At 67.8% G+C, this 22,988-nt stretch carries 21 protein-coding genes; 7 read left to right on the top strand and 14 right to left on the bottom strand.

The genetic code is table 11. The annotated features are described in order from the left end of the window. The first annotated feature begins 201 nt into the window (after window positions 1-201). From GTZ93_RS23940 to GTZ93_RS43300, 3 genes are read left to right on the top strand one after another with little or no spacing between them, the layout of a single operon-like run. Window positions 202-780, top strand: coding sequence for a TetR/AcrR family transcriptional regulator (locus GTZ93_RS23940; protein WP_121778198.1), 579 nt, complete (start codon window positions 202-204; stop codon window positions 778-780). 2 nt (window positions 781-782) lie between these two features. Beyond that, window positions 783-1,637, top strand: coding sequence for an N-acyl homoserine lactonase family protein (locus tag GTZ93_RS23935; RefSeq protein ID WP_139915668.1), 855 nt, complete (start codon window positions 783-785; stop codon window positions 1,635-1,637). A 2-nt stretch (window positions 1,638-1,639) separates the two neighbouring features. Then, window positions 1,640-2,452, top strand: a complete 813-nt coding sequence (locus GTZ93_RS43300; RefSeq protein ID WP_139915667.1) for a HEAT repeat domain-containing protein — start codon at window positions 1,640-1,642, stop codon at window positions 2,450-2,452. Between the two features lie 24 nt (window positions 2,453-2,476). Here GTZ93_RS43300 and GTZ93_RS23925 read toward each other — a convergent pair whose 3' ends face one another. Further along, window positions 2,477-3,433 (bottom strand): hypothetical protein, encoded by a 957-nt coding sequence (locus GTZ93_RS23925; protein ID WP_139915666.1) that lies wholly within the window; start codon window positions 3,431-3,433, stop codon window positions 2,477-2,479. Window positions 3,434-3,671: 238 nt separating this feature from the next. Further along, window positions 3,672-4,547, bottom strand: a complete 876-nt coding sequence (locus GTZ93_RS23920) for an aldo/keto reductase family oxidoreductase (RefSeq protein WP_139915665.1) — start codon at window positions 4,545-4,547, stop codon at window positions 3,672-3,674. Between the two features lie 94 nt (window positions 4,548-4,641). On the opposite strand from GTZ93_RS23920, the gene GTZ93_RS23915 reads away from it, so the two are divergent. Continuing rightward, a complete protein-coding gene (locus tag GTZ93_RS23915) occupies window positions 4,642-5,550 on the top strand; it encodes a LysR family transcriptional regulator (protein WP_139915664.1) in 909 nt (302 codons plus the stop codon). A 12-nt stretch (window positions 5,551-5,562) separates the two neighbouring features. Here GTZ93_RS23915 and GTZ93_RS23910 read toward each other — a convergent pair whose 3' ends face one another. After that, a complete protein-coding gene (locus tag GTZ93_RS23910) occupies window positions 5,563-6,174 on the bottom strand; it encodes a hypothetical protein (RefSeq protein WP_139915663.1) in 612 nt (203 codons plus the stop codon). Window positions 6,175-6,903: 729 nt separating this feature from the next. Here GTZ93_RS23910 and GTZ93_RS23905 point away from each other — a divergent pair. Continuing rightward, the gene (locus GTZ93_RS23905) at window positions 6,904-8,457 is read left to right on the top strand and encodes an AAA family ATPase (RefSeq protein ID WP_306464175.1); all 1,554 of its coding nucleotides are present in this window, start codon (window positions 6,904-6,906) and stop codon (window positions 8,455-8,457) included. Then, on the top strand, window positions 8,454-10,076 hold the full coding sequence (locus GTZ93_RS23900) for a VWA domain-containing protein (protein WP_139915661.1): 1,623 nt from the start codon (window positions 8,454-8,456) through the stop codon (window positions 10,074-10,076). Before GTZ93_RS23905 ends, GTZ93_RS23900 begins: the two co-directional genes overlap by 4 nt. 9 nt (window positions 10,077-10,085) lie before the next feature. On the opposite strand, the gene GTZ93_RS23895 is transcribed toward GTZ93_RS23900, so the two are convergent. The 3 genes from GTZ93_RS23895 to GTZ93_RS23885 all read right to left on the bottom strand — a co-directional run bounded on the left by GTZ93_RS23895 (window position 10,086) and on the right by GTZ93_RS23885 (window position 13,012). Continuing rightward, on the bottom strand, window positions 10,086-11,807 hold the full coding sequence (locus tag GTZ93_RS23895) for a GMC oxidoreductase (protein ID WP_139915660.1): 1,722 nt from the start codon (window positions 11,805-11,807) through the stop codon (window positions 10,086-10,088). Between the two features lie 130 nt (window positions 11,808-11,937). Then, complete coding sequence (locus tag GTZ93_RS23890; protein ID WP_139915659.1) at window positions 11,938-12,549, bottom strand: VOC family protein; 612 nt, start codon at window positions 12,547-12,549, stop codon at window positions 11,938-11,940. Then, the gene (locus tag GTZ93_RS23885) at window positions 12,539-13,012 is read right to left on the bottom strand and encodes a MarR family winged helix-turn-helix transcriptional regulator (RefSeq protein WP_139915658.1); all 474 of its coding nucleotides are present in this window, start codon (window positions 13,010-13,012) and stop codon (window positions 12,539-12,541) included. Before GTZ93_RS23885 ends, GTZ93_RS23890 begins: the two co-directional genes overlap by 11 nt. A 106-nt stretch (window positions 13,013-13,118) precedes the next feature. Here GTZ93_RS23885 and GTZ93_RS23880 point away from each other — a divergent pair, with 106 nt between their 5' ends. Next, on the top strand, window positions 13,119-14,924 hold the full coding sequence (locus tag GTZ93_RS23880) for a DUF885 domain-containing protein (protein WP_139915657.1): 1,806 nt from the start codon (window positions 13,119-13,121) through the stop codon (window positions 14,922-14,924). Between the two features lie 31 nt (window positions 14,925-14,955). Here the strand turns inward: GTZ93_RS23880 and GTZ93_RS23875 are convergent, their stop codons facing one another. From GTZ93_RS23875 to GTZ93_RS23840, 8 genes are all read right to left on the bottom strand, one after another. Then, window positions 14,956-15,981: a zinc metalloprotease gene (locus GTZ93_RS23875; protein ID WP_139915656.1), complete on the bottom strand. Its 1,026-nt coding sequence runs from the start codon at window positions 15,979-15,981 to the stop codon at window positions 14,956-14,958. Window positions 15,982-16,084: 103 nt separating this feature from the next. Then, window positions 16,085-17,386, bottom strand: coding sequence for an SH3 domain-containing protein (locus GTZ93_RS23870; protein ID WP_139915655.1), 1,302 nt, complete (start codon window positions 17,384-17,386; stop codon window positions 16,085-16,087). 155 nt (window positions 17,387-17,541) lie between these two features. Next, window positions 17,542-17,904 carry a DUF3060 domain-containing protein gene (locus GTZ93_RS23865; protein ID WP_139915654.1) on the bottom strand — a complete coding sequence of 121 codons (363 nt, stop codon included), beginning with the start codon at window positions 17,902-17,904 and terminating at the stop codon, window positions 17,542-17,544. Window positions 17,905-18,006: 102 nt separating this feature from the next. After that, the gene (locus GTZ93_RS23860) at window positions 18,007-19,194 is read right to left on the bottom strand and encodes a C39 family peptidase (RefSeq protein ID WP_139915653.1); all 1,188 of its coding nucleotides are present in this window, start codon (window positions 19,192-19,194) and stop codon (window positions 18,007-18,009) included. A 114-nt stretch (window positions 19,195-19,308) separates the two neighbouring features. After that, a complete protein-coding gene (locus GTZ93_RS23855) occupies window positions 19,309-19,944 on the bottom strand; it encodes a hypothetical protein (protein WP_121753611.1) in 636 nt (211 codons plus the stop codon). Beyond that, the gene (locus GTZ93_RS23850) at window positions 19,941-20,819 is read right to left on the bottom strand and encodes a ribonuclease HII (RefSeq protein ID WP_120576658.1); all 879 of its coding nucleotides are present in this window, start codon (window positions 20,817-20,819) and stop codon (window positions 19,941-19,943) included. Before GTZ93_RS23850 ends, GTZ93_RS23855 begins: the two co-directional genes overlap by 4 nt. A 279-nt stretch (window positions 20,820-21,098) precedes the next feature. After that, window positions 21,099-21,488, bottom strand: coding sequence for a carboxypeptidase-like regulatory domain-containing protein (locus GTZ93_RS23845; RefSeq protein WP_167548359.1), 390 nt, complete (start codon window positions 21,486-21,488; stop codon window positions 21,099-21,101). Between the two features lie 67 nt (window positions 21,489-21,555). Beyond that, window positions 21,556-22,980 (bottom strand): tol-pal system YbgF family protein, encoded by a 1,425-nt coding sequence (locus GTZ93_RS23840; protein ID WP_139915652.1) that lies wholly within the window; start codon window positions 22,978-22,980, stop codon window positions 21,556-21,558. Window positions 22,981-22,988 lie beyond the last annotated feature (8 nt).

Genomic DNA, 22,988 nt, shown 5'->3' with positions numbered 1-22,988 from the left:
CTCCTTCGCGGGTAGACGCATGCCCGGGGCCGTCCGGCCCGGCGCGTGATGTCTCGTTTCCCTGGCATGCCCCCGCTGAACGAACTCGCTGCTCGTTTCGTGGTGACTATTTCACTTCGTGTGAATGCAAATATTTGTAATTGGACAGTCTCGCGAATCCGGTATTTTACCTGGAGGTACAAAACGACGTAGAGGGCCGCCATGGCACGTCCCCGGAAGTTCCAGCCGGAAGCCGTCGTGGAGAAGGCGATGGAGGTCTTCTGGGAGAAGGGCTACGCGGCGGCGACGCCGCAGGAGCTGGGCGAGCGGATGGGGTTGGGGCGGGGCAGCCTCTACAACACGTTCGAGAGCAAGCACGGCCTCTTCGAGCACGCGCTGCGCCACTACCTGGACCATGAGGCGGTGAAGCTGCTCGCGCTCCTCCAGCGGCCCGGGCCGGTGAAGCAGCGGCTGCGGGCGTTGATGCTGGCCATCATCGAGATGGACCTGGCGGACCCGGAGCGCCGGGGCTGCATGGCCATCAACACCGCCATCGAGCTGGCCGGTCGGGATGCCTCCGCGACGAAGCTGGCGGCGCGCATGTTCGACCAGACGGAGGCCGCGTTCCTGGCCGTCCTCCAGGAAGGGCAGCGCACGGGAGAGCTGGCTGCCCACCAGGATGCGGAAGCGCTGGCGGCCCTCCTGCTCAACACGCTCACCGGCTTGCGAGTCCTCGGAAAGACGGCCGAGGACGCCACGCGGTTGGAGCGGATTGTCGACACCGTCCTGAAGGCCTTGTGAACATGCCTCGAAATCCCTCCACCCCACTCGCCGTGCTCCTGTTGGGGCTGCTCACGGGCGCGTGCGTGCGTTCGACGGCGCCAGGCGCGTCGCCGGTTCCCGCGCTCCGTCTCTACGCGTTGGACTGCGGCCACATCGACGTGAAGGACATGGGGTTCTTCGCGGACGGAAGTCCTCCGGGAGGCAAGCCCGGTGAGCTGATCGTCCCGTGCTTCGTCATCCATCATCCGCGGGGCACGCTCGTCTGGGACACGGGATTGAGCGACGGGCTCCCGGTTGGAGCGGAAGACCCGGTGGGCAATCGCTTGCGGCTGGAGACCTCCCTGGCCGTGCAGCTCCAGAAACTGGGGCTCACGCCCGCGGACGTGAGCTACGTGGGATTCTCCCACCTGCATGCGGACCACGCGGGCAATGCCAATGCATTCCCCTCGTCGACGTGGCTCCTCCAACGGCGCGAGCTGGAGTGGGCGACCCGGACGCCGGCCCCTCCGGGCGTGGACCCCAGCCGCTTCTCCGCCTGGCGCGAGGCCCAGGTCCAGCTGCTGGACGGCGAGCTGGATGTGTTTGGCGACGGCACCGTGAGAATCATCCCCACCCCGGGCCATACGCCCGGACACCAATCGCTGGTGCTGCGGCTGCGGAAGGCGGGGACGTATGTGTTGTCCGGCGACCTCTGTCACACGCGGGAGAACTGGGAACACCACGGTGTGCCGGCCTTCAATGACAGCCGCGAGGACACCCTGGCGTCCATCTCCCGGGTCGAGGCGCTGGTGAAGGACTCGCACGGAGCCTTCGTCGTGGAGCACGCCCCCGAGGACTTCAAAGCCCTGCCCTCGTTCCCGGCTGCCCTGGAGTGAGCGTGGCGCACGAACCAGACAAGGATGAACGGACGGTGGATGCGCTGGTGGCCACGGCGCTGCGGGGCGTGCCGGAGAACTCCGAGGCCTGGGAGGCCATCTACGCCCTGCACCGCAGGGGAGGGGATGCTGTCTTTGACGCCGCCAGCGCGCTGCTGCGCTCGCGCCTCCCCCGGGAGCGCGCACGGGGCGCCGACATCCTGGCGCAGCTTGAACAGTCTTCCGACGTGCGGTCGCGCGCCGCGGACCGGATGCTGCCGCTGCTCCTCGAGGAACAGGACGCGCAGGTCCTGCCAGCGCTCATCGCGGGCCTGGGACACCTGGGTGACGTGCGGGTGCCGCCAGCGATTGCACCCTTTCGGGACCACGGCTCTCCCCACGTCCGGGGCGCGGTGCTGCTGAGCCTCCTGAAGTCGTCGGGTGAGGAGCCGCTGTCCGTGCTCCTGCCGTTCCTGGATGATCCGAATGAGGACGTCCGGGAGCTGGCGATGGCCCACCTCCGGACCTTGCCTCCGGAGGTCGATACGCCAGTGCTCCGGGATTCACTCGTGCGCCGCATGGATGACGGGAGTCCGGTCCTCCGGGCCGACGCCGTGCTCCTGCTCGCGCAGCGCAAGGATCCGCGAACGCTGGAGTCGCTGCGCAAGGCCCTCCGCCGCTCGCGGGTCCGACAGGAGTTCGTGGAAGCCGCCGGAGCGTTGGGAGACCCGGCGTTGCTCCCCGCGCTGCGCGCGTTGGAGGGACAGCGCCAGGACGACCGGCCGTTCACGCGGGCCCTGGCGCAGGCCATCAAGTTGCTGGAGGCGGTGGGCTGAGGCTCCTCACCGCCCTGTCCAGGGTCAGGGAGGGTTGTCGCAGCCGATCCAGGAGCAGCTGCTCCTGAACGCATACGAGAAGTGATACCCGTCGCCCGCCGCGTCCAGGACATCCCACCGATGCGTGCGGAGGTAGTATTCCTGTGTGCCGCAGGCCTGCCAGACAGGACAAGGATAGTAGGTGCCGCTCAATTGCCGGAACGACCACTCTTCTCCGGCGAACGTGGCCCAGGCCCCCTTCACGGCGTTGTCATAGGAGACCTGCATCCTCATGCTTCCCCTGTAGGGGGCGAGCCGGGTGAAGGACGATTTGGAATTGGCGGATGCCCAGGTATCGCCTGTGATGTTGGGCAGGCAATTGAAGAAATCCCCGGCCTTGAAGCAGTACTGGTCCCTGAAGACGACGCCGTCGCCGCTCCCCAGGGATTGGGTGACGGACGCGAGGCCGTCACCCCGCTGCGCACCGCGATCCAAGGCGAAGGCCCCTGAGGACTTCAGGTTGGGATCCGCCTCGTCCCTCGCGAGAACGTTGGCGTCATCAGGAGGCGTCACGAGGCGCTCGGCCTTGACCAGGGCTTCTGGCGGCGTGGCGCCGCCCGTCAACTGCCGATAGAGTTCGACGGCTGAGTGATCGGCAATCCCTGATTCACTCAGGATGCGTCCTTCTCCCGCGGGTCCGCGCTCCGCGAGGAGGATGCCACCGGGCTGCAAATCATAGAACTCAACGTAATGGTTCGGTGACGTCTCGACCCGCGTAAGCAAGTGATTGAGCTCGTCGAGCTTCGGACGCAGTCGCTGCGCGGCGTCCAGGGCAGCCGCGGGATCCGACTCATAGAGTTGATCGATCTGCTGGAGGGACCGTTGCGCTTCGGTGAGTGATGCGGGGTTGAGCTCGACTGGCGCTGGATCTTCATTGCATCCGGGGAATGCCATGGCGGCTATCAGCAGAACACTCAGCCGAAGTGGGCGCTTGCTCTTCATGATGTGTCCTCCAAGACGCTGATTGAGATGCGAAATCACAGTCGTTCAGTCTGTAGGATTTCGTCAATTGCGGCTGGTGCCTGGAATTCTGGTTCTAGGGGCAACTGTTCGGGGGTGGACGTTTCGGTTGCCATCACTGTCAACTCTTACAGTGGGGCGCTGTTGCGCCGATCTCCAGGACTGGGGTTGTCCCAGGCCGCGGCGGAGATGCGCCACGGCCGGGAGGCGCCACGGGAGGTCAGGCGTTCGCGCTCGCCACGGACTCCAACTCCTTGAGCGCGTCATCCGGCAGCGTGAGCTCGGCCGCGGCCAGGTTCTCCTTCAGGTGCGCGGCGGACGACGTGCCGGGGATGAGGAGGATGTTGGGCGAGCGGCGCAGCAGCCACGCCAGCGCGGTCTGCATGGGCGTCGCTTTCAGACGGGCCGCCACGGCGGACAGCGTGGACGACTGCAGCGGGCTGAAGCCTCCCAGCGGGAAGAACGGCACGTAGGCGATCTTGTCCTTCGCGAGCGAGTCGATGAGCGCGTCGTCGTGCCGGTGCGCGAGGTTGTAGTGGTTCTGCACGCAGACGATGTCCGCGATGCGCCGTCCGTCGGCGACCTGTTTGGCGGTGACGTTGCTCAGCCCGATGTGGCGCACCAGGCCCTGGCGCTGGAGGTCGGCGAGGACGGTGAGGGCCTCTTCGATGGGCCCTTCGGCGGGCCCGTGCGTGTCGAACATGAAGCGCAGGTTGACCACGTCCAGCACGTCCCGTCCCAGGTTGCGCAGGTTGTCGTGCACGGCCTGGGTCAGCTCTTCCTTCGAGAAGGCCGGGAGCCAGGAACCGTCATTGCCGCGCCGGGCGCCAATCTTGGTGACGATGACGAGGCCGTCGGCGTAGGGCGCGAGCGCATCGCGGATGAGCTGATTCGTGACGTGCGGGCCATAGTAGTCGCTGGTGTCGATGTGGTTCACCCCGCGGGCCACGGCCTCGCGCAACACGGCACGGGCGGCGTCCGGATCCTTGGGCGGGCCGAAGACGCCGGGTCCCGCGAGCTGCATAGCCCCATAGCCGAGGCGCTTCACGGGGTGGCCCCCGAGGGGGAAGGTGCTGGATGAGTCGATACCGGGCATGCTCCATCTCCTTTTGAGATGGAGCATGCATAGCCACCGTGGACTTTCTGCATAACGGGGCACGACCCGTACAGGTTGTGCGGAGTGGCGAACAGTGAAGGTCGACCTGGGTGATTTGAACGCCTTCGTGGTGGTGGCGCGGGCTCGCAGCTTCCGCGAGGGTGCCCGCCTGAGCGGGAGCAGCGCGTCCTCGCTGAGCGATGCGGTCCGCCGGCTGGAGGAACGCCTGGGCGTCCGCCTGCTCAACCGCACGACGCGCAGTGTTGTCCCCACCGAAGCCGGAGAGGGTCTGCTGGAGCGCCTGGCGCCCGTGCTGACGGAGATGGAGGCCGCGCTCGACGTGGTGAACGGGTTCCGCAACCGGCCCGCCGGCGTGTTGCGCCTCAACGTGCCCATCAGCGCGTCACGGCTGGTGTTGCCGCGCATCGTCCCGCCGTTCCTCGCCGCGTACCCCGACATCCAGCTGGAGGTCATCACCGAGGACAGCTTCGTGGACGTCATCGCGGCCGGCTGTGACGCGGGCATCCGCTACGACGAACGGCTGGAGCAGGACATGATCGCGGTGCCCATCGGGCCTCGCGTCCAGCGCCACGCCACGGCCGCGGCACCGGCGTACCTGGAGCGGCATGGACGGCCGGAACATCCCCGGGACCTGCTGCGGCATGCGTGCCTGCGCGGCCGTTTCGCCAGCGGCGCGATGACGCTCTGGGAGTTCGAACGCGACGGCGAGGTGGTGACGGTCGAGCCGACGGGGCCGCTCATCGTGCGAGCGGGCGGGGCGACGGACCTCGCCGTCGACGCGGCGATCGCGGGCACCGGCATCGTGCATCTCTTCGAGGACTGGCTGCGTCCGTACCTGGACCGCGGCGCCCTGGTGCCCGTGCTCGAACCCTGGTGGCAGCCCTTTCCGGGGCCGTTCCTCTACTACCCGGGGCGGCGCTTCGTGCCCGCGCCGCTCCGGGCGTTCATCGACTTCATCAAGGCGCCGGAGACCCGGCCTTGATGCCAGGGGGCGTCAGGGCTCGGATACGCTCACGGTGAAGCCACTGGGGACACTGGAGTCATCCAGCACGTGCATGAAGGCCTGGGCCGTCCACTCCACATCGACCGTGCCGGGGTCCACGACCGTGCCGGAGTCCGCGTCGGATTGGACGTCGATGCCAAAAATGGCCTCCACGGTCCACTCGCAGCCTTGATCCTCCGAGCATTTTTCGTCGAGGAACTTCGTGCTCTCCACCGTCACGGCGACGTCGGGCTCCAGGATGCTTCTGCGGTCTTCATAGAGGGCTTCTCCGTGAAGGTAGCTGATGACCAGCGACGGCTTCGTCGTCTGGGCGGGGTCGGCCGGCGTCCACTTCGCCTTGGCGTTGATGCGCACCTCGCCTTCCACCGGATCCGACAACTTCTTCTTCGCGGAGGCCCGGACGACCACCGTGCGCGTGACCCTGCCGGTCTCCGTCGTCAGGCGGAAGGGCGTGCCGGTGTGGACCGGGGACGCCACGTCGTTGGACTGGGCTCGCGACGTGGCCACGACGCTGGCGCAGGCCAGCAGCAGCACCAGGCGCGATGCCCAGGCGCGGGTCGCGGTGGGGATTCGCTCGAAGACGGAGGGACGGGCTGGACGCATGGCTTCCTCGGGCAGGCGTGAAGGTTCCGGGCGTACGGGAACGCCGGGTGGCGCGACGCAGAGCAATCGCAATGCCACACACGTCCAGAGGGAAGAGGGGGTTGCGGACCGGGTCCCGGCGTTCTCCGCACGACATGCGTGTCATACGGCGCCCTGGCGCCCCATCTCGGTGCACCCTGCCTCGAGAAGGCGGATGCGGACGGAGGCGGTCAGCCCGGACACATGGGGCCGGCAAGGGCCATCCCCCGGGGGACCGGTTGCCGCGTCGTAAGCGTTCACGGGGTCGGGCCGGGCTGGCCTCCGGGCTCACGCCCGGTCGGCTCCGGATTCTTGAGCGGCGTCCCAGGCGGGTCCGAGGACGAGGCTTCGAGGAGTTTCGGGAGGTGCTACGCAGCCGTGCCTCCAACTCCGCAATGCGGGCCACCTGCTGCGCAATGCGAGCCTCCTGTTGCTCGATTCGCGCGAGCGCCGCGTCCAGCAGTCGCTCCAGCTCTGCGATACGCGCGTCTCTCGGGTTGGTCGTGGCCACCCCCCCAGTATTTCTAATCTGCTCCCGGCCCATGTCGAGCGTGGGGAGGCCCACCGGCCGCAGCCCATCTGATCCTTCAGGCGGGCGCCCCACGTGAGCGCTGACCCTGATGGAACCGGGTCCAAGATGCACCTCCGTTGTGCTTTTTGAATGGTTGGCATCTGCTTGCGTCTGCCCAGGGGATTTCTCCCTCGCCATTCATGCAGCCTCGCGGAGGCGCTGTGCGACATCCTGAGTCTGATTCCTCGATGAAGACCCGTCTCGCGACACTGCGGGACCAGCTGGCCGAGGGCCTCATCGAACGTGAAACCCCGCTCCGTCTGGCGTTGCTCGCGGCCCTGGCGGGTGAGCACCTGCTGTTGGTAGGGCCTCCTGGCACGGCCAAGAGCGAGCTAGCCCGACGCCTGCGGTATGCCTTCCGGGATGCCCCGCTCTTCGAGCGGTTGCTGACGCGCTTCACGGTTCCCGAGGAACTCTTTGGCCCGCTGTCCATCAAGGAGTTGGAGGCGGATCGCTATCACCGGCAGACCGAAGGCTACCTGCCCACGGCGGCGTTCGCATTCCTGGACGAGATTTTCAAGGCCAACAGCGCGATCCTCAATGCGCTGCTGACGCTCCTCAACGAACGCGAGTTCGACAATGGAACGGAGCGTGTCCAGACGCCACTCATCTGTGCCATTGGCGCGAGCAATGAGCTTCCCGAAGGCGAGGAGTTGTCGGCGCTCTACGACCGGTTCCTGTTGCGCTGCCACGTCGGCCCGGTGTCGGCGGAGGGCTTCGATACATTGTTGGACCTCCGTGGCACCAGGCCTCCGGAGCCGCCCCTGGCTTTGCGCCTCAGCCGGGCGTCGCTGGATGCCTTCCGCACCGAAGCCCGGATGGTCGTCCTGCCCGCGGACGTGAAAGCGCTGCTCAAGGCCTTGAGGACGTTCCTGGAGGGGCAGCGGATTCCGGTTTCAGATCGGCGGTGGCGCAAGATCGTCTATCTGCTTCAGGTCTCCGCCTGGAGTCACGGCAGGACGGAGGCCTCCGTCTGGGATGGCTGGTTGCTCCAGCACTGCGCCTGGGAACGCCCGGAGCAGCGCGAAGCCATCTTTCACTGGTACCAGGAACGGCTGGGAACGCTGTCGCCGTCGGAGCCGGAGCGTTTCTCGAAGCTGGTGGGGGCGCTCGAGAAGCAGTTGGAATTGGAGAAGCAGTCCCGCTCCCAGGCCCGGAACATGAAAGGGCAGCCGTTGTTCCTTCATGAGGATAAGCCGGTGACAGAGCCGGAGGGCACGCGTCGCAAGCGGGGGGCAGACAAAGAGCCCCTCTTCCTGGCGCCACCGGAGCGGCACTCGGAAAGAACTCTGGGCGGGAAGGGAATGACCCGAGCGGAGATCGAGCATCACTTCAATGGTCATTATAATTACAATCGACACGCGGCCTACGTCGCGGACGAGAACAATCATTACATGGAGCCGTATCGATTCCCTCCGATGATGGAGCCCACCCGCTACTCGGCGGTCCACATCCAGGGCCGGGAGCGGCAGGTTCAGGAACTGACCGCAGAGGTCGCGCGGTACCGCGCAGGGTTGGACGCGCAGGTGCAATCCATCACGACGGTGGTTGAGGACCACCTGTGGATCGCTCCCGGCTTCAGCCGTCCCGCCCGAGCCAGCCTGGAACAGCGACAGGCGCATGCTGCCATTCTCTCCGCGCGCTTGGAGAAGCTGCGTGAGGGGTTCCAGGTTCTACCCCAGGACGCCACATGATCGAGGCCGGTGGCTTCAACGCGAACGCTCTTGAGCGCCGCTATGAGTTGCTGGACCGGCTGCCGAGCTCTCTCTTCCACGCAGCCGCTGTGAATCTGAATGGGACCCTGCGGGACCGCGTCGCCGGAGTGCTCCAGTGGCATTCGGCCCTGATGGACGGTTCGCTCCCTTCGCTAGAGGGGCTCTCCTGGCCGGACCGTCCGACCGCGGAGCTCCTTCAGCAGGAGCTCACGGACCTGCGATTGCCGCATTTCTGCAAGGGCGAGGCGTCCCTCGTCGAAGCGCTGCTGCTGGACGTCCTCGAAGGCACCGCGACCGTGGCCCAGAAGTGCGCGGAGTGGGAAGCCGCGCAACTTCGGGAGCTGATGAAGCAGGAGCGTGCACGCCGGCAGAAGGCCCAGGCCGCTTCAGGCACCTCTCCCTCCGAACCGACGACCTTCAAGGCCAAGGGGCGGACGGTTGTTCTCGAGGAACCGCTCGACGCAAGCACCCTTGCCACGCTCCAGGAGGAGGCCGCGCGGCTGGCGAAGAACCAGGGACAGGCGGTCCTTCGGGAGCGGATCCAAATGGCCTGGCAGGAGCGGGTGCGAATCTGGGCGCAGTTGGAGGAGGTCTTCGGCGAGCTCGCCATGATGTTGGGCCGAGGCTGGGACCTGGGGCGCGGGCTGTTCCGTTCACGGGGATGGTTGGAGGTGGCCCGGCTCCGTGAGCTGCTGGAGAAGCTTCCCGCCTTGAGGCACCTCATCCAGGTGCTCGGGCGGATGAAGACCTCGGAGGACGCGTCCCAGCCTCCCGTGATGGAGACCGTCATCGGGCCCATGCGGCGGGTCCATGAGGAACGCCGGGAGGTCCGCAGCCCGTTCGCCCGTTCGGAGACTCGCGGTATCGAACGCTCCGGAGACATCCAGCGGATGCTTCCTCCGGAAGCCGTGTTGCTGGGACACCCGACGCTGCGGCGGCTCTGGCACGCCCGCCGCGCCGAGCGGACCCTGCTGACCTACAAGGTCGACGGGACGGTGCTGGAGCGGTTCCAGACGGAGCGTGAGGCCCTGGAGGCGCAGCAGCGCGCCTCTCCGCCAATGACACGCGGCCCCATCCTCATCTGCCTGGATACCTCCGGCTCCATGACGGGACTCCCCGAAACCGTCGCCAAGGCGCTGGTCCTGGAATCGGTCCGGGTGGCCTTCACGGAAAAGCGCGCCTGCTATCTCTACTCCTTCAGTGGACCCGGAGACGTCGCGGAGCACGAACTGTCGCTGACGGAGTCGGGACTCGCTCGGCTGATGGCCTTTCTCACCCATTCCTTCGCCGGAGGCACGGACGTGGAGGCTCCACTCGAACGCGCCGTTTCCCGGCTGGACTCCGAAGCGTGGTCGCGCTCTGACCTCCTCCTCGTCAGTGATGGTGAGTTCGCTGTCTCCGAAAAGACGCGAGGCTTGATGGCTCAGGCCTCGGCACGCAAGGGCATGCGTGCGCAGGGCGTCCTCATTGGAACAGGGCACGGTGCCTCCATGTCCGCGCTCTGTTCGCAGGTCCACCGCTTCAGTGATTGGCAGTCGCTGCTCGAAAGCCCCGGGAAAAAGCCAACCGCGGCGCGTGCGGAGGGCTGTTCCCTCTGAGGGACCGCCTCAGCCGCGCAGGCGGTCCGCCAGGTCCTGCGCCAGACCGCACATGGTGAGCGTGGGGTTCCACGAGCCCGAAGTGGGGAACAACGCGCCGCCCGTCACGTAGACGTTGTGGACGCCGTGTGGCCGGTAGTCCAGACCGACCACCGACGTCGCCGGGTCCCTGCCCATCCACAGCGGCGAGGCTTCGTGCACGATGATGTTCAGGCGGATCTTCTTCCGGTCCGGCCGCTCGGATTGCCAACGGCCGCCGTTGCCGCTCGCGTCGTCGACCCAGTACTCGACCTCCGGGTTCGAGCACCCGGCATGCCCGGCCATGACGTCGATGGACTGGTAGGTCGCCTCGTCGAGCACGTCCCACAGGTGGTGGTCCTGCACGCCGGGCTGGAGCTGGAGGGTGATGTTGGTGGCGGGGTCGGTGCCGCCATTCATCCGGATCCAGTTGTCGGGGTTCTTCTCGCTCACCTCGCCCAGGGTCGCGCAGACGAACACGACGTAATCCTCGGAGCCCTTCAGCTGCGCCATCGACGCGACGGCCGCCGCGTCCGGCGCCTCGTGGGCGATGGTGCTCTCGTCGGCCTCCGGGTTCGCGGAGGCGAAGGCGCTGGTCTGCACGTGGTACTGCAAGCCATTGGGTGCCTTGCCGTCCAGGTAGGTGGCGCCAATCTCCAGCGCGGCCAGGTCCTTGAACGCCGAGCGCTTCACGCGCGCCGTGATGTGAGACATGAAGTGGCCGGTGTAACGCTTGCCGATGTTCGGCAGGGCCTCCTTGAAGGAGTTCATCAGCAGCGTCGCGGGCGGGATGGTCCCCATCGCCAGCACGACCTTCGCCGAGCTCACCGCCAGCGGGCCGCGGGTGGTCTCCAGCGCGGTGACCGTCCCATGGCCGTCATGCACCAGGCGGTCCACGACGCAGTGGTCGACGATGGCCAGGGGCTGCCCCTTGCCCTGGGCCGCCAGCGCCTTCTGTGATTGCTGCAGGTCCAGCAGCGTGCCCACGGTGGAGTACTTGTAGAACTTCACGCCCTTCCAGGGCGTGTGGCCCACGGCGATGGGGGCCGGGAACGCGCTCTCCGCCGAGGGCACGTAGCGCTTGAAGTTCTCCCGGAGGTTCACATCGATTTGATGCTGGAGGCTGCCGTAGACGCCGTCGTGGACCTTGTCCATCGTGGTGACGTGCAGGAACGCGCGGGCGCGGTCCCAGAAGCCCGGCTGGAGCGTGACGTCGATCAGCTCCTGTGGCCAGTCGCGCATCAGGTCGGGAGTCGGGGCGGGGCACCAGGCGCTCCAGTAGGTGGAGCGTCCGCCCAGCACGGGGATGTAGCCGGCCTGGAAGAACTCCAACTCCGTGGTCGCCATCCGCGTCGTGCGCGTCCACGGGTACGTGGTGGGCGGTGAGCCGGTCGCGGCCTGGAATGCGAGCGGGAGCATCTGATAGTGCGTGGGCAACCAGAAGCCGCCTCGCTCCAGCACGAGGATGCGCGCGCTCGGGTTGTGCTTCAGCGTCTGCTCGATGAAGGCCACACCGGTGGGCCCGGTGCCAATCACGATGAAGTCATAGGCCGAGGCCTGGATGTCGCTCCAGTCGTTCGGCGTGGCGAAGAACGCCTGTCCGGCGATTTGATCCGCGCTGGCCTCCTGCGGACCGGGGACGGGGTAGCCGAGGGAGATTCCTTTCGGAATGTTTCGGGAGCCAGCGAAGAACTTCGTGTAATTGGCGGCCATGGGACCTCGGCAAGCAATGGGGCTGGAGGTGCTTGCCTTTGGATTTGCAGGTGCCATGCCGAGATGGCCCGGAGGCGGGGACTCCCGCGCGAGCAGAGAAATGCGTCGCTTCAGGAAGCGCTGGCGTCTTTCAGGGACGCAGGGGGGCGGGCACTTCCCCCAGGGCCACGGCCAGCTCCGCGCGGTCCGCGAGCGCCTGTTCCCGTTCCTTCTCCGTCCCCGCGTCCGGCTTCTTCAGCGCGGCATCCAGGACCTTCGCGGCGGCGACGTCATCGCCCTTGAAGTCGCGCAGGCGCCGGGCCGTCTTGAGGGCCTTGCCGAGGATGGAGGTGGGTGTGTTCCCGTCATCGCCATAACCGTCGGGTTCATCCCGGCGGATGAACATGAGCGAATTGCCGGAGGGGTCGGTGAGGGTGAAGCGCGACTGTCCCTTCCGCATGCGAGTCATGCGCGGGAGCCCCCGGACGGGAGTCCGGCCATAGGCCTTCCGCAGCGCGTCGAGGAAGCGCGCGTGCAGCTCCTCCACCTCGTCCACGATGATCAGACAGCTGCTGAAGGCCTTCAGCGGATCCAATCCCTTCAGGCCGAAGAAGTGGAGCTGCGCACCTCCCCGCTGTGTCGCCGCGTAGGGATTGGGTGCCCGTTGTTGGTACGTCACCTCGAACCCGAGCAGCGCGTAGAACTCGAGCGTCGACGTGAGCTCCACGCAGGGGAGCAGGGGGATGCTGGTGTCACTTTTCATGGGAGCGCTCCGCTTCGGCCAGGTCCTTTTCAAGCCGCAGGCGCGCTGCGCGGACGCCGTCGACCGCCGCGTCGAGGAGCGCTGGGGTGAGGCTGGCACCCAACCGGTCCGCCCATGTGGCATGCGCCTGTTCGACCTTGCGCAGGGCGCGGCGCCCGGCGGCCGTGAGCGCGACGCACTTCGCCCGCTGGTGATTCGGGTTGTCGACGAACTCCACGAACCCGTCGCTCGCGAGTGCGTCCGCCGTCTGCTGCACGCTCTGCCGCGCGAGGCCCATCGTGCGCGCCACGGCCGCGACCGTGGCGGGACCATGGTCGATGACGCCCAGCACCTGCCAGCGGGCGCTCGTCAGTCCCGCCGGAGCGCTCAGCCGGTCTCCAGCCTGGAGCAGCAACCCATTCAACTGGAACACCTCCAGGACCAGGGCACTGAAGGTCTCTGCTTTTGGGGTCAACGGTGGCATTGGCAGGAACCTGTCAATATGACAGGTTCATGTCAACTCTCCGGGTCGCTTGTCGTGTGAGGGGCCATGGGCGACGCTCCCCGCGTCTCCTTCCCCCAGAGGCTCCATGAACGCACTGCGAACCCCGAGCGTCCTCGCCGCGTTGCTGCTGCTGTCCCCTGGCTGCACCACGTCCCGCCCCGCGGCCCGGGACGACGTGCAGGCCGCCGCGCCCTCGGAATCCTCCGCACAGGTGGCGCTGCGCGGCTTCGTGGACGGGTACTTCGAGGAGCACTTCCGCCGCTCGCCCATGTCCGCCACCTCCGCGGGCGTGCACACGTATGACGGCGAGCTGCGTGGCTTCCGGCCCGAGGATCGCGCGTCGCACCTGGCATTCCTCAAGGACCGGCTGGCGGCGCTGCCCAAGGCAGTGGACCGCGCCGCGCTGCCACCCGGGGACCGGGCGGACTACGACATCCTGGAGAACCACCTCCGCGCGCGCATCCTGGACCTGGAGACGGTGCGCTCGTGGGAGCGCAACCCGAACGCCTACCTGGGCTTCGCGTCCAACGCCGTGTACCAGCTCATCAACCGCGACTTCGCTCCGCTGGAGGAGCGGATGCGCTCGGCGGTGAAGCGCATGGCGGTGGTGCCGGAGGTCTTCGCGGCGGCGCCAGCGAACCTGAAGAACCCGCCGAAGCTGTGGACGGAGATCGCCCTGGAGCAGGCGAAGGGCACGCGCTCGCTCTACGCGCAGACGCTGCCGCAGGCCTTCGCGCCGGTGCAGGACGCCGCGCTCCAGGCGGACTTCAAGCAGGCGCAGGGGAAGAGCCTGGAGGCCATTGATGGCTACATCCGCTTCCTGAAGGACGACCTGTTGGCCCGCTCGAACGGGGACTTCGCCATTGGTGAGGCGACGTACCGCCAGAAGCTCCAGTACGAGGAAGGCGTCACGGACAGCATCGACTCGCTGCTGGCCTGGGGGCGCGCGGAGATGAAGCGCACGCAGGAGCAGTTCACGGAGGTTGCCGGGCGGATCGCCCCGGGCAAGGCGCCCATGGACGTGTACCGCGAGCTGGGCAAGGAGCACCCGGCGGGCGCGGAGCTGGTGTCCACCACCACGGCGACGCTGGAGGACATCCGCCAGTTCCTCATCGACCACCGCATCATCACCGTGCCCAGCGAGGTGCGCGCGAAGGTGGCGGAGACGCCGGTGTTCAGCCGCGCGCTGTCCTTCGCGAGCATGAGCACGCCCGGCCCGTTCGAGACGAAGGCGACGGAGGCGTACTACTACGTGACACCGCCGGACCCGGCGTGGAGCGCGGAGCAGGCCGAGCAGCACATGAGCTTCTACAACCGCTACGCGCTGCCGCTGGTCTCCATCCACGAGGCGTACCCGGGGCACTACGTGCAGTTCCTGTGGACCAACCGCATCCAGTCCAAGGTGCGCCGGCTCTTGGGCTCAGGCTCCTTCAGCGAAGGATGGGGTCTGTACACGGAGCAGATGATGCTGGACGAAGGCTACGGCGGCACGGGCCCGCAGGCGGACCGGCTGCGGCTGAACCAGCTGGCGCTCTACCTCCAGCGGCTGGCGCGCTACGTGGCGGGCCTGTCCCTGCACACGCGCGGGATGACGTACGACCAGGCGGTGAGCCTCTTCGAGAAGGAGGCCTACATGACGCGCATCAACGCGGAGCGCGAGGCGCGCCGTGGCACGTCCGACCCGACGTACCTGGTGTACGCGCTGGGCAAGAAGATGCTGATGGAGCTGCGTGAGGACGCGAAGGTGAAGTGGGGGAGGGACTTCACCCTCCAGCGCTTCCACGACGCCGTGGTCTCCCACGGCTACCCGCCGGTGCCCATCGTGCGGCAGCTGTTGCTTGGCGAGGACGCGGCGCCTCCCGCGTCCCGCCAGGAAGCGCATGCCCCTTGAGGCAGGACCCCCAGGAGCGGAGGCTCCTGCGCTACGGCACGTCCGGGAAGAATGGCGTGACGTAGTTGGGCGTGGCGGACGACGCGCACACCTTGGCTCCGGAGGCGGGGGAGAAGGTGCAGATGCCCGTGAGGCATTGCGAGTGCTCGCGGCAGGTGAAGGTCGCCGGGATGTTCTGCGCCTGCTTGGGATACGCGGGGGTTGGCAGGCACCAGAGCCGGTCCCCGCTGTAGTTGCCGCCGCAGCGCTTCGTGGCGCACTCGTAGTCGATGCTGCAGTAGTCCCAGTTCGCCTTCTTCGGCAGCGTCGCCGGGTTGGCCTCCACCGTGGTCGCGGCGGTCGCGGTGAAGTGCCGCGTCGTATACGCGTCGTGGAAGGACATGATGGAGTCGGCCACGGTGTCGTGCGGGAGCGTGAAGGTGTGTCCCAGCTCGTGCGCCACCGTGCCGTGCCAGAACTCCTGGGTACACCACCAGTTGCCCGAGCACTTGGACAACTCCAACAGCGACTCCAGGCCCACGATGGCCAGACCGCGTCCATCCGTGTAGCCATTGGCTCCCGCCCAGCCCAGCAGGTCCCGGCCCATCACCAGCGCGATCCGGTGCGCTCCGCCCGTGTACGCCCAGGGGTTCCAGCCGAACTGGCCCTGAATCTCCCCCGGGATGTCGTTCCACACGTTGTTGTTGGTCAGGTAATACGAAGCGCTCTGCGCCCCCTGCATGACCTGGATGGGGGCCCAGTTCAGGTTGCGATTCGGCAGCTCCCGCTCATACCAGCGCCGGACGTTGGAGAGCGCCTGCCGCACCGTGTTCAGCTCCACCGTGCTGAGGGCCTGGCTGCCGGCGGGAACGAGCACGATGGGGACGACCTGGGACGTCACGGCTTGCGACGTCACCTGCCGCGCCGCCACGGACCGGTCCGTGCCTTCGGGTGGCGCCAACTGGCGGCAGTTCTCGAGCGTCGCCTCCTGTTCCAGGTCGACGGCGTCCTGACTCGCACCGCACCCCAGCCAGCACGCCGCCAATCCCAATATCCATCCGCGAAGACCGCGCTTCATTCTGTTTCCCCCTTGTAAAAAGGCTCAATGAGTGAAAACCATTTAAATTCGATTTTCAAGTAAAGCGGGCCTGAAGCCTCATGGCCGCCCACTGCGTGAGCCCCTACGCCCCTGAACGGGGGCCGGGCGTCGGATCGTAGATGCCGATGGCGCCCGCGTTGCCACGCATGAAGGCGTCCAGTTCCGCGGGCGTGACCTCGATGGGCGTGCGGACCTCGACCGCCGGGTCGCACACGATGAAGTTGCCCTCCGGCGTCACGCCCACCACGGCGACCAGGTGCTCCCGGGCACCGCCGCCCCGAGCCCAGGTGTCGCCCTTGTTCATCCGGTCGATGATGGGCTGGCCCTGGTTGTTCGTGTCCGGTGCGCCGTCCTTGTTGCTGTCGAGATAGAGGACGTTGTCGGGGCCCACCAGCGCCGGGGGAGTTCCCTCCGGTGCCTGCTTGGGCGTCTCGACGAAGGTCCCCGAGATGACCACCGACATGCCGGACTCGATGGCCTGCTGGATGCTCTCCGAGTTCGCGGCCACCTTCGCCCAGCTCCCGCGCGCGGCCGTCACCACGTTCTTCACGTCCTCGAAGCCGGTGTACTGGGAGTTCTCCGTCGTCAGCGAGTACACCGTCTCCCCCGCGTCGTTGGTCGTCACGCCGTCGCTGCCGTTGTCGCTCCCGGTGTTGCCCCAGTAGCGCACGGCCTGCACATCCGCGCCGGCCGTGCCGTTGTGCGTGATGCCGGGGATGGAAGGGATGTCGAGCCCTTCGTTGCGCATCGCCATGAGCGTGGAGGCGGGACCGCAGTTGGCGTTCCGACCATCGCCTCCCACCTGCGTCTCGGCGTCGAACTGGTTGACGTAGATGTCCTGGTACTCGTCCGCGGCGTCCGTCTGGTGGTTCCCGGCCCGCTGATTCGAGAGTTCGGCCTGATACTTCGAGAGGTCGTCCGCGCTGAGCTCACCGACGTAATCCGTGTGGACCCAGCCCTTCTGCCCCTTTGAATTCTCCACGTAGACGAAGTCCTTCTGGCGCACGGCGCCGTTGTCCGGCGGCGCGATGACCTTCAGCTTCGTTCCCACCCCGAAGGTGGTGTTTTTCGCGAACTCTGTTCCCGGCCCCTGGCGCTGGTTCACGCCCTGCGTGACGTTCAGCCAGTCACCCGCCCCCAGATTTCCGTCTCCCTGCACATTGGGAGGCGATGGCGGTGTCACGACGGTCGGCGTCGCCTGTCGGATGACGGGCGGGTTCAGGACGACCGGCTGAGAGGTGCCGCGCTCGAACGAGGACACGGCGAAGTTCGTGACCGCCTTGGCGGCGGGCTGGAGCGGCGGTGCGACCACCTTCTCGACGGTGGTATTCGCGACAGTGCGCAGCAAAGGCCCCAGGGTACGGCGGATGCCATCCGAAAACATGTGTCACTTCCCCCTCTACACGGCGAGACAGCACCGTGCGGATGGGGAGATGAAAGCGTTTGGGGCACCGGCCGGCGAGTTAAACGGGATTAATTCTGACGCCGTAGAGCCGGGCGCCCCCGCTTCCGTGCCGAAGCGGGGGCGCGGTCCGGCAGCTACTTCTCCTGCGTGATCTTGTTGTCCACGCCGGTGCGGCTGATCTTCGGCTTCGACTTGCCGTGGCCGCGCTTCCAGGTGACGGAGTTGGAGGTCCCCGTCACGGAGATGGCACCGGTGGTCTCCACCTTCACCTTGTTGTCGGTGCCGTTCACCTCGACGCTCTTGCAGTCACCGGTCAGCGTCACGGTGTTGGAGTTGCCGGTGATCTCCACCGTGCTGCCCGGCGTACAGGCGTGGGTCGCTGTCTCGTCATTGCCGGTGATGTCGATATTGCCCGAGCCCTCCTGTGCGACGGCCGTCATCGGGCCGAAGGCACATGCCACCATCATGAACACCGCCGCGCCGAGCTTCCTGTTCATCCGTTTGTCCCCCGAGGAGAGGTGCGGGCCTGATGCCGCACGCCTCCCATCTACGTGACGGCCGACGGAAGATTCAATCCTGAGATGGACGGGCGGGCGCCCCTACGCCTCTGAACCGGGTCCGGGTGTTGGCCCGGAGATGCCAATGGCGCCCGGGTTGCCTCGCATGAAGGCGTCCAGCTCCGCGGCCGAGACCTGGATGGGCGTCCCGCAGTCGGACGCCGGGTCGCAGATGATGAAGTCGTCCCCCTCCATGCCCACCACGGCGACCAGGTGATCCGTGGCTCCGCCGCCTTGCTCCCAGGTGTCGCCCTTGAGCACCGGCTCGGCATCCTCGGAGCCCTCCGAAGCCTGCGCGGGCGTCTCGACGAAGGTCCCGGAGACGACCACCGACATGCCGGATTCGATGGCCTTCCGGATGCTCGCCGAGTCCGCGCTCACGTCCTTGGAGCTCCCGCCCGCGGCCGCCACCGCGTTGCTCACGTCTTCGAAGCCGGTGTACTGGGAGTTCTCCCACCCCAGCGCGTACACCGTCTCCCCCGCCTCGTTGGTCGTCACGCCGTCAGTGGCGGGGTCGGTTTCGCTATTGCCCCAGTAACGCACGGCCTGCACATCCGCGCCGGCCGAGCCGTCGTGCGTGATGTCTGGAATGGAGGGGATGACGAGCCCCTCGTTGCGCAGCGCCATCAGCGTGGAGGCGGGGCCGCAGTTGGCATTCCTGCCTGTCTCATCCCCCACCTGCTTCTCGGCGTCGAACTGGTTGACGTAGATGTCCTGATACGCGTCCGCGGCGTCCGTCTGGTGGTTGGCGGCCCGAGCCTTCGCGAGCTCGTCCGCGAGGGCCTTCTCGGCGACCTCCGCGCTGATCTCCCCGACATAGTCCTTGAAGACCCAGCCCTTCTGCCCGGTGTTGCTCTCCACGTAGACGAAGTTGTTCTGAACCACGGCGCCGTTTTCCGGCGGCGCGGCGATCTTCAGCATCGTTCCCCGCGGGAAGGTGGTGAGCAGCTTGGAGGTCTTGCCCGCGTCCTTGCGCTGGTTCACTCCGTCGTTCACCGTGACCGTCAGCCAGTCTCCCGCCTCCAGCTTCCCGTCCACCTGCGGGGTGGGAGGCGGCGGCGGGTTCAGCGCGACCAGCGGCGAGGTGCCGCGCTCGAACGAGGACACAGCGAAGTTCGCGACTGCCCTGGCGGCGGGCTGGAGCTGCGGCGCGACCGCCTTCTCCACGGCTGTGTTCGCGACGGTGCGCAGCACGGGCCCCAGGGCACGGCGGATTCCATCAGAAAACATGTGTCACTTCCCCCTCTACACGGCGAGACAGCGCCATGCGGATGGGGTGATGAAAGCGTTGGGGGCACCAGCCGGCGAGTTAAATGGGATTAAACCGGGGTGCCCCTGGCCGTCTCACCGCGCCCGCTGCAGATGGACCATCGCCTCGTCCAGCAGTGCGGCCACGCCCCGGCGCACCACGTGCACCACCTTGCGGTGATGCGAGGACGCCAGGTGCGTGTAGTGCGTGGACACCTTGTGGTGCAGCTCCGTGGCTCCCCACACCAGCACCAGGTCCGCCCACTCCAGGTCGCTCTTCGCGCGGTCCGCCGTGCGGCGCTCCGTGCCGTCCACCATGCGCAGGGAGATGGGGCCGCTCAGCTTCGCCTCCAGCTCCTCACGCACCGCGGGCGAGCCACCCACCACCACCACGCGCTGCACGCCGCGCTGATGGCACATCTCCAGGAACGCCACCTCCGCGCGCCGGTTGGCGGAACCGCCGCACCGCGCGCAGTGGCTCCGGGGCTCCACGCGCAGGGGCTCCCGGCCGCTCGCCGAGGCCACCTGGATGCAGCCGGGATCCGCGCACACTTGGAAGAAGCGCTCGGACAGCACCTCGGCCGCTCGCAGGAGCTTGGGCTCGCTCATCCGCGCCTTGCCCGGCCTCGTGAGGCCTGCCTCCTCCAACACGCCCCTCGCCCGCGCACGCGCGTCCATCAGCGTGACGCCCCGCTCCGCCAACCACCCGTCGATGTCCTTGTCCGCGCTCATCGCTTCGCCATCGGAGCAGGAGTAGCGGCGAACAGCTCGGATTGCATCGGGACGGGCCCGGAGGGCTGCGCCAGTCCGAGCGCCTCGCGCACCGGACCGAAGCTCCGGCGGTGGATGGGCAGCACGCCCAGGGCCTGGATGGCCTGCACATGCTGCGCGGTGGGGTAGCCCTTGTGCGCCGCCAGTCCGTAGCCGGGATATTGCGCGTCCAACTGAGCCATCAGCCGGTCGCGCGTCGTCTTCGCCAGCACGGACGCCGCCGCGATGCTCAACGACAGCGAGTCTCCCTTGATGATGCCGCGCTGCGGAGCCGGGCACTGGGGAATCGTGCGCGCGTCCACCAGCACGTAGTCGGGCGTCAGCCCCAACCCCTCCACCGCGCGCCGCATGGCCAGCAGACCCGCGTGGTAGATGTTGAGTTGATCAATCTCCTCCACCTCCGCCCGGCCCACCGCCCACGCCACCACGTCGCGCTTGAGGGCTTCCGCCAATGCCTCGCGCTTGTCCGGGTCCAGGATCTTCTTCGAGTCGTCCAGCCCCTTGAGCTTGTAACCCCGGGGCAGGATGGCCGCCGCCGCGACGACGGGGCCCGCGAGTGGCGCCATGCCCGCCTCGTCCACGCCCGCGACCTTCAACAGGCCCTGCTCCCACAGCTCCGTCTCGAACTTCAGCAGGTGCCGCAGCCGCTGACCCTCCGCCCGGTTCTTCTCCTGACGCGAGCGCAGCTTGCGCGCGAGCGTCTGTGCACCCTGACGGGGGTCTGCTTCCAGCGCCTCCAGCAGACCCTGGGGGACGGGCTGCGCCTGGGTGACGAACCGCCCGGTCAGCTCGGTGACCGAGCATTCGAGCAGCGCCTGCACACTCTCTGCGGACATGGGGGACCTTCGGGATTGCCTACCCGGCGGGTAGCGCGGTTGCACGGCTTACTGGAGTGGGGGGACACCAGTGCCGCGACAACACGCCCGCTCGCACGCCGTCAGGCCAGACGGGCGTGCGGCGAGGCTGGAGGAGAGCCGGACCGACGCATTCGCGCGCATGCGGGTTTGACGCATGGCGTAAGTGGTACCGCGCACAGGTGGGTGTGCACAACCACCCCACGGCCTGAGGCGGCGGATTTTCCGCGCCCGCCGGCCCTCACTGGCGGGTCTTCCGGCTCAATCCTGGAGCTTGAGCGTCACCGTGTCGGGAACAGGCGTGCAGTGGCATTCGTCACAGGTCCACTCCACGCGCTCCGCGTGCGTCACGTGCGAGCCCGCCGTGGCCACCACTCGGATGGGGCTGGGCGCGAGCGTTTCGTTGATGGCCGTGGTGACGCCCCGGTCATCCGTCACGCCGGTGATGCTGATGTTGCTCTCCAGGTTGGTGGCCGTCACGGACGCGCCCTGGATGTACGCGCCGTCCGACGACATCACCTCCACGCGCAGCGACCGCGGCTCCGCGCAGGTGTCCTCGTGCCGGTTCGCGCTGGGGGCATCATCACAGCCCGTCATCAGCACGCCCACGAGCAGCCCCAACCCGCCATACGTCTTCAAACGCTTTCCCATCCCCACGCCCCCAACCCGTCCCATGCATGGAATCTGGTACCGGGGGACGGGTGCTGCAATGCGTATGTCAGGCGGCGGGCGGCAGCCGCGCATGGGAAAAACGTGCGGCCTCCGTGTCCGGATAACGATGCACGATGTAGCGATAGATCTCCTCCGCGCGCACCGTGTTTCCCAACTTCTCCCCCTGCACGCGCGCCAGCAGCACCAGCGCGCGGGGCGCGGTGGGTTCATCCGGCGCCGTGTCCGCCGCGGCTTCCAACGCTTTGACCGACAGTGGGAAATCTCCTTCCACTGCCGCGGCCTGTCCGATGAACAGATGGTGTGACGGCAAAAGCTTCAGGCGGGGCAGAACGTGGAGCGCGCCATACAGCGCCAGCGCCTTCGCCACGTCGCGCGCCGCCACCGCCGCGCCCAGCTCGGCCACCTTCGCTTCGACTCCGGCGTCGGCGGGGCCCGGGGCTTCGAGCACCGGGGACTCGAGAAGGGACACGGGCACGCGTTGGGGCGCGGTGTCACCCAGCGTGGGCTCCAGCAGGTCGCGCGCGGGCAGATAGCCCAGCGCGTCCCCGTGCACGTACAGCACGAGCCCCAGCAGGCTCGCGGCGGCGAAGGGCGCCAGGCACGTGAGCGCCTCCGCGAGCCACGTGGAGACGAAGGGCACGGGCAGGTAGAACACCCAGGCCGCGCCCCAGTGCATCACGGCGTGGGCGCACGCCAGCAGCACGAACACGCCCGTCATCAGCCCCGCGTCGGGCCCCACCGCCCGCAGGCATCCGAGCGTGCGCAAGGGATTCAAGGCGGTGAACACCGACTGCGAGGTGGCGGCCAGCAGCAGCGCCCACGGCAGCCACAGGAGTCCCAGGCCGGCGAGCCCCCAGAAGAAGGGGTCCTCCCACACCACGGGCTGCCCCAGGGCCTGCAGCGGGAGCATGATCCGCCCGACGGTCTCGTACCCGGACACGGAGGGCAGCAGGTGCCAGGCACGCGCGAGCGCGGGCACGAAGACGCCCACGGTGACGCCCAGTCCGCGCAGGCCCGGCACGATGTTGTCCTGGACGATGCTGGTGAAGCCGGGTCCCTCGGGATCCGCGTCGCCCCGGGCCGCGCCGCGCACGAGCGCGAAGAAGGCGGACCAGAAGACGCCCAGCCCGAGCGCCATGGGCAGCACCACGAGGATGCGCACGCCCATTCCGAGCATGCGCAGCACCGCCAGCATCAGGCTGACGGCCAGGAGCGTCTGCAGGCCCGGAACGGTGAAGGGAAAGCGCAGGGCGCCAGTCAGGCGGGTCCGGAGGGCCCGCTGCGAGCGGTGGCGCAGGAGCACGTTCGCCGTGCCCTCGCACCGGACGCAGACGGTGTACTCCACCGTGCCCGTGCGCCGGGTCTCCACGCACGCGGGGCACAGCAATGCCTCGCAGTGCTCGCAACGCCAGCCAGCGGCAGCGTCCGGGTGTCTCGCGCAGGGGGAAGGGGCAGGGAGGGAAGGGGCCATGCGGCCCG

It is taken from the genome of Corallococcus exiguus (genome assembly GCF_009909105.1).
GTDB lineage: Bacteria > Myxococcota > Myxococcia > Myxococcales > Myxococcaceae > Corallococcus > Corallococcus exiguus.
Note: the sequence above shows the minus strand (reverse complement) of the source record. Positions and strands in the feature narration are given on the sequence as shown.

Excerpts from the sequence above, each read along its gene's own strand:
- GTZ93_RS23940 (WP_121778198.1), top strand. The coding sequence starts at position 202 with ATGGCACGTCCCCGGAAGTTCCAGCCGGAAGCCGTCGTGGAGAAGGCG.
- GTZ93_RS23935 (WP_139915668.1), top strand. The coding sequence starts at position 783 with ATGCCTCGAAATCCCTCCACCCCACTCGCCGTGCTCCTGTTGGGGCTG.
- GTZ93_RS23925 (WP_139915666.1), bottom strand. The coding sequence starts at position 3,433 with ATGAAGAGCAAGCGCCCACTTCGGCTGAGTGTTCTGCTGATAGCCGCC.
- GTZ93_RS23920 (WP_139915665.1), bottom strand. The coding sequence starts at position 4,547 with ATGCCCGGTATCGACTCATCCAGCACCTTCCCCCTCGGGGGCCACCCC.
- GTZ93_RS23910 (WP_139915663.1), bottom strand. The coding sequence starts at position 6,174 with ATGCGTCCAGCCCGTCCCTCCGTCTTCGAGCGAATCCCCACCGCGACC.
- GTZ93_RS23905 (WP_306464175.1), top strand. The coding sequence starts at position 6,904 with ATGCAGCCTCGCGGAGGCGCTGTGCGACATCCTGAGTCTGATTCCTCG.
- GTZ93_RS23900 (WP_139915661.1), top strand. The coding sequence starts at position 8,454 with ATGATCGAGGCCGGTGGCTTCAACGCGAACGCTCTTGAGCGCCGCTAT.
- GTZ93_RS23895 (WP_139915660.1), bottom strand. The coding sequence starts at position 11,807 with ATGGCCGCCAATTACACGAAGTTCTTCGCTGGCTCCCGAAACATTCCG.
- GTZ93_RS23890 (WP_139915659.1), bottom strand. The coding sequence starts at position 12,549 with ATGAAAAGTGACACCAGCATCCCCCTGCTCCCCTGCGTGGAGCTCACG.
- GTZ93_RS23885 (WP_139915658.1), bottom strand. The coding sequence starts at position 13,012 with ATGCCACCGTTGACCCCAAAAGCAGAGACCTTCAGTGCCCTGGTCCTG.
- GTZ93_RS23880 (WP_139915657.1), top strand. The coding sequence starts at position 13,119 with ATGAACGCACTGCGAACCCCGAGCGTCCTCGCCGCGTTGCTGCTGCTG.
- GTZ93_RS23875 (WP_139915656.1), bottom strand. The coding sequence starts at position 15,981 with ATGAAGCGCGGTCTTCGCGGATGGATATTGGGATTGGCGGCGTGCTGG.
- GTZ93_RS23870 (WP_139915655.1), bottom strand. The coding sequence starts at position 17,386 with ATGTTTTCGGATGGCATCCGCCGTACCCTGGGGCCTTTGCTGCGCACT.
- GTZ93_RS23865 (WP_139915654.1), bottom strand. The coding sequence starts at position 17,904 with ATGAACAGGAAGCTCGGCGCGGCGGTGTTCATGATGGTGGCATGTGCC.
- GTZ93_RS23860 (WP_139915653.1), bottom strand. The coding sequence starts at position 19,194 with ATGTTTTCTGATGGAATCCGCCGTGCCCTGGGGCCCGTGCTGCGCACC.
- GTZ93_RS23855 (WP_121753611.1), bottom strand. The coding sequence starts at position 19,944 with ATGAGCGCGGACAAGGACATCGACGGGTGGTTGGCGGAGCGGGGCGTC.
- GTZ93_RS23850 (WP_120576658.1), bottom strand. The coding sequence starts at position 20,819 with ATGTCCGCAGAGAGTGTGCAGGCGCTGCTCGAATGCTCGGTCACCGAG.
- GTZ93_RS23845 (WP_167548359.1), bottom strand. The coding sequence starts at position 21,488 with ATGGGAAAGCGTTTGAAGACGTATGGCGGGTTGGGGCTGCTCGTGGGC.
- GTZ93_RS23840 (WP_139915652.1), bottom strand. The coding sequence starts at position 22,980 with ATGGCCCCTTCCCTCCCTGCCCCTTCCCCCTGCGCGAGACACCCGGAC.